The organism is Streptomyces sp. NBC_01446 (assembly GCF_026340095.1).
Taxonomy (GTDB): domain Bacteria; phylum Actinomycetota; class Actinomycetes; order Streptomycetales; family Streptomycetaceae; genus Streptomyces; species Streptomyces aureus.
Genome location: NZ_JAPEPO010000001.1, coordinates 5,459,474 through 5,471,785 on the forward strand (window position 1 = coordinate 5,459,474; position 12,312 = coordinate 5,471,785).

General features: G+C 70.8%; 12 protein-coding genes. 6 read left to right on the forward strand and 6 right to left on the reverse strand.

Annotation, left to right across the window (positions count from 1 at the left end; genetic code table 11):
• Positions 1 to 115 precede the first annotated feature (115 nt).
• Both OG456_RS24425 and OG456_RS24430 read left to right on the forward strand, forming a co-directional pair.
• Positions 116 to 1,267, forward strand: a complete 1,152-nt coding sequence (locus OG456_RS24425) for a sensor histidine kinase (protein WP_266569409.1) — start codon at positions 116 to 118, stop codon at positions 1,265 to 1,267.
• Between the two features lie 14 nt (positions 1,268 to 1,281).
• Positions 1,282 to 1,944: a response regulator transcription factor gene (locus OG456_RS24430; RefSeq protein ID WP_266564412.1), complete on the forward strand. Its 663-nt coding sequence runs from the start codon at positions 1,282 to 1,284 to the stop codon at positions 1,942 to 1,944.
• An 8-nt stretch (positions 1,945 to 1,952) separates the two neighbouring features.
• Here the strand turns inward: OG456_RS24430 and OG456_RS24435 are convergent, their stop codons facing one another.
• From OG456_RS24435 to OG456_RS24455, 5 genes are read right to left on the reverse strand one after another with little or no spacing between them, the layout of a single operon-like run.
• The gene (locus tag OG456_RS24435; RefSeq protein ID WP_266564414.1) at positions 1,953 to 2,888 is read right to left on the reverse strand and encodes a dihydrodipicolinate synthase family protein; all 936 of its coding nucleotides are present in this window, start codon (positions 2,886 to 2,888) and stop codon (positions 1,953 to 1,955) included.
• Positions 2,885 to 3,889, reverse strand: a complete 1,005-nt coding sequence (locus OG456_RS24440) for an ABC transporter ATP-binding protein (RefSeq protein WP_266564416.1) — start codon at positions 3,887 to 3,889, stop codon at positions 2,885 to 2,887. Before OG456_RS24440 ends, OG456_RS24435 begins: the two co-directional genes overlap by 4 nt.
• Positions 3,886 to 5,874: a dipeptide/oligopeptide/nickel ABC transporter permease/ATP-binding protein gene (locus OG456_RS24445; protein WP_266564418.1), complete on the reverse strand. Its 1,989-nt coding sequence runs from the start codon at positions 5,872 to 5,874 to the stop codon at positions 3,886 to 3,888. The genes OG456_RS24440 and OG456_RS24445 overlap by 4 nt, the downstream gene beginning before the upstream one ends.
• A complete protein-coding gene (locus OG456_RS24450; RefSeq protein WP_266564420.1) occupies positions 5,875 to 6,837 on the reverse strand; it encodes an ABC transporter permease in 963 nt (320 codons plus the stop codon).
• Between the two features lie 30 nt (positions 6,838 to 6,867).
• Complete coding sequence (locus OG456_RS24455; RefSeq protein WP_266564422.1) at positions 6,868 to 8,490, reverse strand: ABC transporter substrate-binding protein; 1,623 nt, start codon at positions 8,488 to 8,490, stop codon at positions 6,868 to 6,870.
• A 182-nt stretch (positions 8,491 to 8,672) separates the two neighbouring features.
• On the opposite strand from OG456_RS24455, the gene OG456_RS24460 reads away from it, so the two are divergent.
• The 4 genes from OG456_RS24460 to OG456_RS24480 all read left to right on the forward strand — a co-directional run bounded on the left by OG456_RS24460 (position 8,673) and on the right by OG456_RS24480 (position 11,817).
• Complete coding sequence (locus tag OG456_RS24460; RefSeq protein ID WP_266564424.1) at positions 8,673 to 9,416, forward strand: FadR/GntR family transcriptional regulator; 744 nt, start codon at positions 8,673 to 8,675, stop codon at positions 9,414 to 9,416.
• A 404-nt stretch (positions 9,417 to 9,820) separates the two neighbouring features.
• Positions 9,821 to 10,036: a hypothetical protein gene (locus OG456_RS24465; RefSeq protein WP_100594282.1), complete on the forward strand. Its 216-nt coding sequence runs from the start codon at positions 9,821 to 9,823 to the stop codon at positions 10,034 to 10,036.
• Positions 10,037 to 10,222: 186 nt separating this feature from the next.
• The gene (gene recO / locus OG456_RS24475; RefSeq protein WP_116513067.1) at positions 10,223 to 10,972 is read left to right on the forward strand and encodes a DNA repair protein RecO; all 750 of its coding nucleotides are present in this window, start codon (positions 10,223 to 10,225) and stop codon (positions 10,970 to 10,972) included.
• Positions 10,973 to 10,995: 23 nt separating this feature from the next.
• Entirely contained in the window at positions 10,996 to 11,817 is an 822-nt protein-coding gene (locus OG456_RS24480; RefSeq protein ID WP_266564429.1) for an isoprenyl transferase, read from the forward strand.
• A gap of 87 nt (positions 11,818 to 11,904) precedes the next feature.
• On the opposite strand, the gene OG456_RS24485 is transcribed toward OG456_RS24480, so the two are convergent.
• Positions 11,905 to 12,306: a Fur family transcriptional regulator gene (locus OG456_RS24485; protein ID WP_266564431.1), complete on the reverse strand. Its 402-nt coding sequence runs from the start codon at positions 12,304 to 12,306 to the stop codon at positions 11,905 to 11,907.
• Positions 12,307 to 12,312: the final 6 nt, after the last annotated feature.

Consider the following 12,312-nt stretch of genomic DNA (forward strand, 5'->3'; position numbering starts at 1 on the left):
CCTCTCGCCCCGGAGGGGCGTCCTCCGCGCCCTCCTGACGGAAGATGAACCGGTGGACGTCAAACACATCCTGGTCCCGGGCCTCGGCCGGCGCGGCGTCAGCGCCGCCCGGACCCTGCGTGAGGACGCTCTCCTGGCCGCCGCCGCGGCGGTCGCCGCCGTCGTGATCGCCCTGACGACGAGCGGCAACGGCCGACACCCGGACGCGCTCGGCTGGGCCCTGCTCATGGCCGCGCACATCCCGTCGGCGTTCAGGCGCCGGGCGCCGGTGCGGGCGTTCCTCGGCCTCGTCGCCTGCGTAGCGCCGTACCACGCGCTCGACTACAACCACACGGCGCCGATGGCCGTCTCCATGACCGCCCTCTACACGGTCGCCTCCACAGGGCGTCCCCTGCGCACCCTGTTCCTCGGCGCCGGCGTCCTCGGCATCATGCTCGGCGTCAAGTTCGGCGAGGGCATGACCGAGGGCACGGAGGCGCTGCGGATCTCCGGCTGGATCGTTGCGTTCCTGCTGGTCGGCGTCATCGTCCGCGTCCACCGCCAGTACGTCGCCTCGGTCGTGGAGCGCGCCGAGCGAGCCGAACGCACCCGCGAGGAGGAGGCGCGGCGCCGGGTCGCGGAGGAACGGCTGCGCGTCGCCCGCGACCTGCACGACCTGCTCGCCCACAGCATCACCCTCGTCGGTGTCCAGACGTCGGTGGCCGCCCACGTCCTGCACGCCGACCCGGACCGCCTGGACCGCGCCGCCGTCGCCAAGGCGCTCGACGACATCGCCGAGACCTGCCGTACCGCCCGCGGCGAACTGCGTGCCACCCTCGAAGTGCTGCGCGCCGGCCCCGACGACAGCCGCGGCCCGCTCCCCGGGCTCGACGGGCTGCCCGACCTCGCCGAGGCCGCCCGCACCGCCGGAGCCACCGTCGACCTGTCCGTCGAGAACGTGGAAGCGCCGCCCGCCGTGGGCGCCGCGGCCTACCGCATCGTCCAGGAAGCCCTCACGAACGCCGTCCGGCACGGCGGCTCCGGACTCACCGTCCGCGTCGGCATCCGCAGCCTGGGCGACGCCCTCCACCTGCGCGTCGCCGACGACGGCACACCACCGCCCTCGTCACCGTCCTCTTCCTCGCCCGAGCCCGACCGGCCCGCGGGCTTCGGCCTGCTCGGCATGCGCGAGCGGGCCCGCAGTGTGGGCGGCACCCTCGACGCCGGGCCGCGCGCCCAGGGCGGATTCGAAGTCGCGGCGGTCCTGCCGACCGGGGTGCCACACTGACCGGGGCCCAGCCCGTGCGCGTACTCCTCGCCGACGACCAGACCCTCGTACGGGCCGCGTTCGCGATGCTCGTCGAGTCGGCGCCCGACATGGAGGTCGTCGGCCAGGCCGGTACCGGCCGCGAGGCCGTCGAACAGGCCCGCACGCGCCGTGCCGACCTGATCGTCATGGACATCCGCATGCCCGACCTCGACGGCATCGAGGCGACCCGCCTGCTCGCCGCCGACGAGGACCTCGCGGGCGTCAAGGTCCTGATGCTGACGACGTACGACACCGACGAACACGTCGTCGAGGCACTGCGGGCGGGCGCGTCCGGGTTCCTCGTCAAGGACACCAAGCCGGCCGAACTCCTCGACGCCATCCGCACCGTGGCCGCCGGCGAGTCCCTGCTGTCGCCCGGCCCCACGGCCCGACTGATCGCCCGCGTCCTGCGCGCCCCGGCCGAACCCGGGCCCGTCCCGCCCGGTCTCGCCGCGCTCACCGACCGCGAGCGCCAGGTCCTGACCCTCGTGGCGCGCGGCCTCACCAACACGGAGGCCGCCGAGGTCCTCGGCCTCAGTCCCCTCACGGCGAAGACGCACGTGAGCCGCATCATGGGCAAGCTGGGCGCGCGCGACAGGGCCCAACTCGTGATCGTGGCCTACGAGTCGGGCCTGATCGAGCCGGGTGGCGCCTGACCGCTCCGCTACAGCAGTCCCGCCGCCGCGAGGAACTTCCCCACCCGTTCGATCTCCTCCGCGGACAGCGGGATCTGCGGATCCGCGGTCAGCGGGCAGTCGATCACGCCCCGCAGATACAGGGCCGCCTTGAACGCCCCGAGCGCGGACGAACTACCGCCCATCCGCGCCGGATCCCCCACCCGCACCATCCGGAACAGCGCACACAGCCGCTCCTGCTCGACCCGCGCCCGCTCCCGGTCACCGGCCCGGCCGTACGCGTACAGCCGCGCATATCCGGCCGGATCGACGTTCCCGAGGCCCGGCACCACCCCGTCCGCGCCCATCGCGAGCGCCGAGTCCACGGTCAGCTCGGCCCCGGTCAGGACGCTGAACCCCGTGATGTCGGCGCGGGTGCGCGCGCCGACGACGACCTCGCGGAACCCGCCCTCGTCACCGCTGGAGTCCTTCAGGCCGGCGAGCGTCCCGTCGGCGGCCAGGTCGAGGACGAGGTCGGCGCCCAGCTTGGAGTGCACCGACACCGGCAGGTCGTAGGCGAACACCGGCAGGCCGCACCGCTGGGCCAGGAGCCGGAAGTGGCGGGCGATCTCGGCCGGGTGGGTGCGCGTGTAGAAGGGTGCCGTGGCGACGATCGCGTCCACGCCGGCCTCCGCCGCCGTACGGGCGTGGTCGAGGACGCGCAGGGTCGCCATGTCGATCGCCCCGGCCAGGACGGGCAGCTGACCGGCGACATGACCCACGACGGTGTCGACGACCACTTTGCGGTGCCGGTCGGGCAGGAAGGCCGCCTCGCTGGAGGAGCCGAGCACGAAGAGCCCGTCGACACCACCCGCGACGAGGTGGTCGACAAGACGTACGAGGGAACCGACGTCCACCTCGCTGTCCGGGGTCAGGGGCGTGCAGACGGGCGGGACGACTCCGGTCAGCGGGGAGCGTAGCGTCATGAGACCTCCTGGACGAGTTCGTGCGTGGACTGCCCCTCGCGCACGGGATGGTGACAGCGGAACCGATGCCCCTCACCGCCCGGCTCGAACTCCGGCATCGCCTCCGCGCACACCGCGTCGGCCTTCCAGCACCGCGTACGGAACGGGCAGCCGCTCGGCGGATGCGTCGCCGACGGTACCGGGCCGACCAGCGGGATCGGGTCGATCGGGTCGAGCAGCCCGGGCGTCGCCGAGAACAGCGCACGGGTGTACGGGTGCCGGGCCCGGTCGAGCACGTCGTCGGACGGCGACTCCTCCACGATCCGGCCCAGATACATCGTGATCACGCGGTCGCTCATGCGCCGCACCGTCTGGATGTCGTGCGAGACGAACACGAGGGCGAGGCCGAGGCGCTCCTTCAGGTCGAGCAGCAGATTCAGGATCTGCGCCCGCACCGACACGTCGAGCGCGCTCGTCGGCTCGTCCGCCACGACCAGCGCGGGTTCGAGGGCGAGGGCGCGGGCGATCGCCACGCGCTGGCGCTGCCCGCCCGACAACTGCCCGGGCAGCGCCCCTGCGAGCGCGCCCGGCAGTCCGACCAGGGACATCAGCTCCCGTACGCGTTCCTCACGCGCGGCGGGTGCGCCGCAGCGGTGGACGTCGAGGGGGTCGCGCAGGATCTGGCGGACGGTCAGGCGCCGGTTCAGGGCCGTCGACGGATCCTGGAAGATCATGCCGACACCCTCGCCGACGGTGGCGCGCCGCTCGCCCGGCTTCATGGTCCACAGGTCGTGGCCGTCCACGACCACCGTGCCGGATGTCGGGCGCTGGACCCCCACGAGGACCTTGGCGAGCGTCGACTTGCCGCAGCCCGACTCGCCGACCACGCCGACCGTCTCGCCGGGCGCCACGGACAGGTCGGCGCCGGTGAGGGCGTACACCCGGTCGCGGGCGAACAGGCCGCCGGAGCGGGCCCGGTGCACCACATGGGCATCCCTCAACTCGACCACGGGATCCGTCACTTCAGAGCCTCGCTTCCCCGGGGAGCCGGAACCGTGGGCGGCGGGACCACCGCCGGATGGTGACAGGCCGACGCGTGCCGTCGGCCGCCGAGCAGGTCGGGCGCCGTCGTCCGGCACACCTCGCTCGCCATCGGGCACCGGTCGGCGAACCGGCAGCCCGCCGGGAAGTCGGCCGGCGACGGCACGACGCCCCTGATCTGCGTCAGCCGGTCCGCCGCCGTCTCCAGCGAGAGGACCGAGCCGAGCAGCCCGCGCGTGTAGTGGTGGGTGGGCGCCTCGACGAGGTCCGCCGTCACGCCCGTCTCCACGATCTGCCCGCCGTACATCACGACCACCCGGTCCGTGACGTCGGCGACGAGCGCCAGGTCGTGCGAGACGAGGATCAGCGCGAAGCCCAGCTCCTCGCGCAGCCGCAGCAGCAACTCGATGACCTGCGCCTGCACGGTCACGTCGAGCGCGGTCGTCGGCTCGTCGGCGACGATCAGCTTCGGGCTGCGCGACAGGGCCATCGCGATCAGGACACGCTGGCGCTGGCCGCCCGACAGCTCGTGCGGATAGCTGCGCAGGGTCCGCTCGGGGTCGAGGCCGACGAGGGAGAGCAGCTCGGCCGGGGTGCGCCGGCCACCGCGGCGCACGACCTGCTTGAGCTGGGAGCGCACGGTCATCGCCGGGTTCAGGGACGACAGGGCGTCCTGGTAGATCATCGCCATGTCGTGGCCGAGGAGCCGGCGCCTGGCGCCCATCGAGCGGCCGATCAGCTCCTGGCCGTCGAAGGTGACCCGGCCGCGGATCCGCGCGCCCTTGGGTTCGAGCCCCATCACGGTCAGCGCGGTCAGCGACTTGCCGCACCCCGACTCGCCGACCAGGCCGAGAACTTCACCGGGCCGCACGTCGAAGGTGATGCCGTCGACGATGTCCACGCCACCGTGCCGCGCGTCGAAGCCGATCGCGAGATCGGTGACCTGGAGGACGGGGTCGCCCTCGGGCAGGGGCCGGGCGCGGGACCTCAGCCGGGTGGCGGCCTCGGTGAGGCCGGGCAGTTCGAGGACCGTGCCGCTGCCGGGCTTCGGCGCTTCGAGTCGGTCCGCCTCCGCGCCGGACACGTCACGCGCGGCGGGCGCGGCCCACGCGTCGGACACGCCCTCGGACAGGATGTTGAGCGCGAGCACCGTGAGCAGCATCAGCAGGCCGGGGAAGACGGTCGCCCACCAGCCCCCGATCAGCACCATGTTCTTGCCGTCCGCGATGACACTGCCCCACGACGGGTCGGGCGGCCGGACCCCCGCCCCGATGAACGACAGCGACGCCTCGAAGACGATGGCCTCCGCGACCTGCACCGTGCAGAACACGAGGACGGGCGCCGCGCAGTTGACCGCGACGTGCCGCAGCACGATGTGCGGCGTGCGCGCCCCGATGACCCGCTCGGCCGTCACGTAGTCCTCGCCGTACTGGTCGAGCACGTTGGCCCGTACGACACGGGCGACGGGCGGAGTGAACAGGAACGCGATCGCGCAGATGAGTACGGGGATGCCGCCGCCGAACACGGCGACGAGGACGGCCGCGAGAGCGATCCCGGGGAACGCCATCACGACGTCGAGGCAGCGCATCAGCGTCTCGTCGACCGACTTGCGCGACGTCGCCGCGATCGCGCCGAGCACCGCGCCCACCACCAGCGCGAGCAGCGTCGCGCCGAGCCCGATGGCCAGCGACCAGCGCGCCCCGTACATCAGCCGGCTGAGGATGTCGCGGCCCAGGCTGTCCTGGCCCATCCAGTGACTGCCCGACGGGTGCCCGGTGCCGTCGGTCTGCGACTGCTGGTCGAGCGGGTCGTGGGGTGCGAGCAGCGGCGCGAACAGCGCCATGAGGACGACGACCGCGACGACGGCGACCGCGATCCGGGACAGGACGGGCAGCCGGCGCAGGGAGCGCAGCCGGATGCCCGGCCGGGACAGCGCCTCGGTGAGCGCTTTACGGGAGGTGACCATCTAGCTCTGCGCCCCCCTGAGTCGCGGGTTGACCATCAGATACAGGATGTCGATGGCGAGGTTGACGACGACGAACCCGACGGCCGTCGTCAGGACGACCCCCTGGACCACCGCCGGGTCACCGTTCTTCACCGCGTCGATCATCAGCTTCCCCATCCCCGGCAGCGAGAAGATCGTCTCCGTGACCACCGCCCCGCCCAGCAGATAGCCGACCCGCAGTCCGAGCACGGTCAGCGGGTTGATCAGGGCGTTGCGCAGCACGTTGCGCCCCACCACCACGACCGGCGGCAGCCCGCTGCCGATCGCCGTACGGACGTAGTCCTTGTCCAGCTCCTCGACCACCGCCGTACGCACGATGCGCGTCAGCTGCGCCGCGACGGGCAGGGACAGCGAGAGCGCCGGGAGCGTCATGCACGTGAGCCAGCCCGTGAAGGAGTCCGCCGGGTTGATGTAGCCGCCGGTCGGGAACCAGCCCTGCCCGACCGCCAGATACTGGATCATCAGCAGCGCCAGCCAGAACCCGGGCGCCGCCACGCCCGTCAGCGACACGACGCGGATGATCTGGTCGAGGAGCCGGTCGCGGTGGATGGCCGCCGTGACACCGAGCACCAGGGACACGACGACCGCGACCGCGAGGCCGAGGAACGTCAGTTGCAGCGTCAGCGGCAGCGCGGTGGCCACCTGGTCGACCACCGGCTGCCGGGTCAGGGCGCTGACGCCCATGTCGCCCCGGACGAGATCGCCCACGAAGTGGAAGTACCGCACGGGCAGCGGATCGAGCAGCCCGTTGCGCTCACGGAAGGCGTGCAGCTGCTGCGGCGTCGGATTGGCGCCCTGGAAGAACGCCGACGCCGGATCGCTGTCCGAGAACCGCATCACGAGAAACACGAACAGGACGATGCCGAGCAGCAGCGGTACGAGCAGGACCAGGCGGCGGGCCAGGATTCTGGCGATCACGACCACGGGAACGAACTCCCTTGCGAGAAAGCCGCGTTACGCGGGCTTGGCCTTGAGCACGTTGATCCCGGGGTAGGGCTGCGCCTGCACACCGGTGATCTTCTTCGGGTCCCAGCCCGTCATCAGCTCGTTGTGCACGACCGGGTAGAGCACGGCCTGCTCGGCGACGAGGTCGATGTACTCCTGGATCATCGACTTCTTCTTCGCCGGGTCCGGCTCGCGCGTGGCCTGGTCCATCAGCTTGAAGAGGTGCTTGGCGTCGGAGCTGCCCGCCCAGCGCGCGTAGCCCATCCACAGGTTCGACGGGCCGTAGTTGTAATGCATGATCAGGTCGGCGTCGAGCCCGAACTGGTTGGGGTTCGAGGCGGCCGCCACGATCTGGTAGTCCTTCTTCTGGTCCATCTTCGTGAAGACGGCCGTGGTCTCCTGCGGGTCGAGCGTGGTCTTCACGCCGATCGCGTCCCACGACGCCTTGATCGTCGGCAGACAGTCCATGATCCACGACACGTTGACGGACATCAGGGAGACCGAGAGCCCGCTGACCCCGGCGTCCTTGAGGAGCTTCTTCGCCTTGTCCGGGTCGTAGTCGTACACCGTCTTCGCCGGCCGGTGGTCGGGGTTGCCCTCGTTCAGGAACGAACTCGCGCCCTTCCCGTGCCCCTTGAGCGCCACCTCGATCATCTTCTGCTTGTCGATGGCGTAGTGCAGGGCCTGACGCACCCGCACGTCGTCGAACGGCTTGTGCGCGGTGTTGAACATCAGGAAGAGGTTGTTCATCCCGGCCCCGCCCTCGACGGTGAGGCCGCCCTTCTTCAGCTGCGCGATGTTCGCGTACGGGATGTTGTCCGCGATCTGCGCGTCCGCGCTGCCACCGGAGATCTTCGCGACGCGGGGCGCCGCGTCCACGATGGTCAGCCAGTTCATCTTCTTGAACGACGCCTTGCGCGGCCCGTTGTAGTCCGCGAACGCTTCGAAGGTGGTGTTCGTCTTCGGCTGGTGCGAGGTCTGCCTGTACGGGCCCGAGCCGACCGCCTTGCCCTTGGTCGCGTCGTCCCACGCGCCCGGCTTCGAGAACACGTGCTTCGGCATGATCTTGGCGAGGGTCAGCCGCGCGGCACCGTCCGGGAACGGGAACTTGAGGACGAGCTCGACCGAGTCGTCACCCGTCTTCCTGACCTCCTTGAGCCAGCTCTCGAAGAAGCCCTTGGCGAGCGACTGCGTGCCCGGGTCGAGGATCCGGTCGAAGACGAACACCACGTCGTCCGCCGTGACGGGCTTCCCGTCGTGCCACTTGGCACCCTCGCGCAGGGTGAACTTCCAGGAAGTGGTGGCCAGTTCGGCATCCGTCGGCACCTTCGTGGCCAGCGCCGCGTAGGGCTCGCGCGTGATCGGGTCGGTGTCGAGGAGGCCCTCGTAGATGTGCTGGTTACCGGCCATGGCGAAGGCCGACGCGGTCTGCGTCGGGTCCCAGCTTCCGTCGTTGCCGTACCCGATGACGGCGGTCAGCGAGGATCCGCCGCCCTTGCCGCCGCCCGTGTCGTTGGTGGACTTAGGCCCGGACGAACAGGCCGACAGGGAGGTGGAGATGGCAGCGGCCGCGCCGAGGGCGCCGGTGTACTTGAGGAAGGATCGGCGGCCGGTCGGCTCGTGGTCGCTCATGGTGCCTCCAGAGAGGGAGATGCGCGGGAGATCCAACGTCCTACGTCTTGGTAGCGACGTGACCATAAGAGCGCCGCGAGGGCCGGTCAAGAGATCGCGCAGAGAAGCCCGGAGCGCTCCGGGCGCCGGGCGAGAAGAAGTTTGATCCCGACATGGGACGTGGGACGTCTGCTGCGCCTACGATGCGGCGCATGTCTGAGGAGCCCAGGAACCCGGCGATACGGCACCGCCGCGTCAGCCAGCAGGTACAGCGCGCGGTCACACAGCTCATCCTGGACAGAGGGCTGCGGCCCGGCGCGCTGCTGCCCACCGAGGCCGAGTTGATGGAGTCGCTCGGCGTCAGCAGAAACTCCGTACGCGAGTCCCTCAAGGCCCTCCAGGCACTCGACATCGTCGAGATCAGACACGGCTACGGCACCTACGTCGGCCAGGCCTCCCTCACCCCGCTCGCCGACGGCCTCACCTTCCGCACCCTGCTGCGGCCCGCCTCCGACGCGCACGCCCTCGCCGAGATCCTCCAAGTCCGCGAGATCCTCGAGGAAGGCCTGATCCGCAGGGTCGCCGCTGCCCCGCTCCCGCCGGAGATCCTCGACCGGCTCGACGGCATCGTCCGGAAGATGGCCGCCGCGGGCCAGGCCGACGAGCCCTTCGCCGACCTCGACAGGGACTTCCACGAAACCCTCTACCGCTCGCTGGGCAACGAGCTGATCCCGCAGCTCCTCGGCGCGTTCTGGAACGTCTTCGACCGCGTCGCCGGCGCGCGCTCCTGGTCCAGCGACCCCGACCCCGACGTCACCGTCAGCCGCCACCGCGACATCGTCACGGCCCTGCGCGCCCAGGACGCCGCAGGCGCGCAGCGGGCCATGGCACATCACTTCCGGGGCATCGAGGCGCGCGCGGAACAGGAGACGAGAGGCGTCGAGTGAGCGCGCTGGATTTCTGTGGAGTTACGCGCGCACGTTCCCCCCGATTCAAACAGCATCGAGCATCCCCGTTCCGAATGGGATGTTCGAATTCGCCCTCGCTACATAGAGCCCAGAGGTCCTTCCCACTCTAATTGGCACGCGTACCCGGCGGTGCGGGAAGCGTGAAATCCGACGGTGGCGGGGAGCCACCTGACGTGGGCGGAACGGCGGTCCGGGCACGCGGTCCCAGCCGCGGGAAGAGCTGGGTGAATACCCGCAGCGGTGGTCGGGAATTGCCCCTCGTGTCACACCGCCGACGATTCAGCGCCACGTCCCGTGTCTGCTCGTGGAATGGGGCCGTTGTTTCGGTTGACGCCGCCGCCCGCCGGGAAACGCACGGAACGTATGGACAGGAGCCAACGCCGATGAAGCCGCCAATCGGTTCTTACGCCGTCGACATCAGCACCGGACAGGTGGGCCGCGTCATGGGGCACGAGGGTCCGTACGTTCAGCTCCGGCCCTTCGGAGGCGGCCGCGAATGGGACTGCGCCCCGGACACGGTGCGGGTGGCGACGACCTCCGAGCGGCTGCGGGCGGCAACCGCGTATGCGAACGCCAGGAGCCGCGGCGAGGTCCCCTGACCCCACCCCTTCACAGGTCCCCCGACTTCACCCCTCCGGCGTAGGCGAGAATGGGCCCATGAGCCTGTTCCGCGACGACGGCATCGTGCTGCGCACCCAGAAGCTGGGTGAAGCGGACCGCATCATGCTGTTTTCTCCCGGGGGGCGACCCCCGTGCCCCCGGCCGGAAGTCCGTGGGGGTGCGCGGTGAGCCTGTTCCGCGACGACGGCATCGTGCTGCGCACCCAGAAGCTGGGCGAAGCGGACCGCATCATCACGCTCCTCACCCGCAATCACGGGCGCGTGCGTGCCGTGGCGCGCGGTGTGCGGCGCACCAAGTCCAAGTTCGGCGCCAGGCTCGAACCCTTCTCGCACGTCGACGTGCAGTTCTTCGCGCGGGGCAGCGAGCTGATCGGGCGCGGGCTGCCCCTGTGCACCCAGAGCGAGACCATCGCCCCCTACGGCGGCGGCATCGTCAGCGACTACGCCCGCTACACCGCCGGCACCGCCATGCTGGAGACCGCCGAGCGTTTCACCGACCACGAGGGCGAGCCGGCCGTCCAGCAGTACCTGCTTCTGGTGGGCGGACTGCGGACCCTCTCCAGAGGCGAGCACGAACCCCACCTCGTCCTCGACGCCTTCCTGCTGCGCTCCCTCGCCGTGAACGGCTACGCCCCGAGTTTCGGCGACTGCGCGAAGTGCGGCCTCCCGGGCCCCAACCGGTTCTTCTCCGTCGGCGCGGGCGGCTCGGTTTGCGTCGACTGCCGGGTACCGGGCAGCGTCGTACCCTCACCGCAGGCCCTCGTCCTCCTCGGCGCGCTGCTGACCGGCGACTGGGAGACGGCGGACGCGTGCGAGGCACGCTTCGTGAGAGAGGGCAGCGGACTGGTGTCGGCGTATCTGCACTGGCACCTGGAGCGCGGACTGCGCTCGCTGCGTTACGTAGAGAAAAGCTAGAACTGAGCTAGGGGAGAGCCCACATGGCACGTCGCGGAATCCTCGGACGGTCCCGCCCTGAGTACAAGACGCCCGAACCGCACCCGACGGGCGCGCGGCCGCCGAAGATCCCCGGCGAGCTGGTGCCGAAGCACGTCGCCATCGTGATGGACGGCAACGGCCGGTGGGCGAAGGAGCGGGGGCTGCCGCGCACAGAGGGCCACAAGGTCGGCGCCGAGCGGGTCATGGACGTCCTCCAGGGCGCGATCGAGATGGGCGTCGGCGCGATCTCGCTCTACGCCTTCTCCACGGAGAACTGGAAGCGCTCACCCGACGAGGTCCGCTTCCTCATGAACTTCAACCGTGACTTCATCCGCAAGACCCGCGACCAGCTCGACGAGCTGGGCGTACGGGTGCGCTGGGTGGGCCGCATGCCCAAGCTGTGGAAGTCGGTCGCCCAGGAGCTGGAGATCTCCCAGGAGCAGACCAAGGGCAACGACCAGCTGACCCTCTACTTCTGCATGAACTACGGCGGCCGCGCCGAGATCGCCGACGCCGCGCAGGCCATCGCCGAGGACGTGAAGGCGGGCCGCCTCGACCCGTCGAAGGTCAGCGAGAAGACCTTCGCGAAGTACCTCTACTACCCGGACATGCCGGACGTCGACCTGTTCCTGCGCCCCAGCGGCGAGCAGCGCACCTCCAACTACCTGCTGTGGCAGAGCGCTTACGCCGAAATGGTCTTCCAGGACGTCTTGTGGCCCGACTTCGACCGCCGTGACCTGTGGCGCGCCTGCCTCGAGTACGCCTCCCGGGACCGCCGCTTCGGCGGAGCGATCCCGAACGAGGAACAGATCGCCAACAGCTGATCAAACGGCTGAGGGGGGTACTCGGAAGTACCCCCCTCAGCACGCGAAAGAAGAACGGCGCTCAGCCCTCCGCGGCGGCGGAACCGCTCAGCCCGCGGAGCACTCCTCGCACGTACCGAAGATCTCCACCGTGTGCGCCACGTTCACATACCCGTGCTCCGCGGCGATCGCCTCGGCCCACTTCTCCACGGCCGGGCCCTCGACCTCGACCGCCTTGCCGCACACCCGGCACACCAGGTGATGGTGGTGCTCGCCGCTGGAGCAGCGCCGGTAGACGGCCTCGCCGTCCGACGTGCGCAGGACATCGACCTCGCCCGCGTCGGCGAGGGACTGCAGGGTGCGGTAGACGGTCGTCAGACCCACCGAGTCACCCTTGTGCTTGAGGACGTCGTGGAGCTCCTGGGCACTGCGGAACTCGTCCACCTCGTCGAGCGCCGCCGCCACGGCCGCACGCTGGCGGGTCGACCTGCCTCGAACCGGGGCTCCCACTGTTGC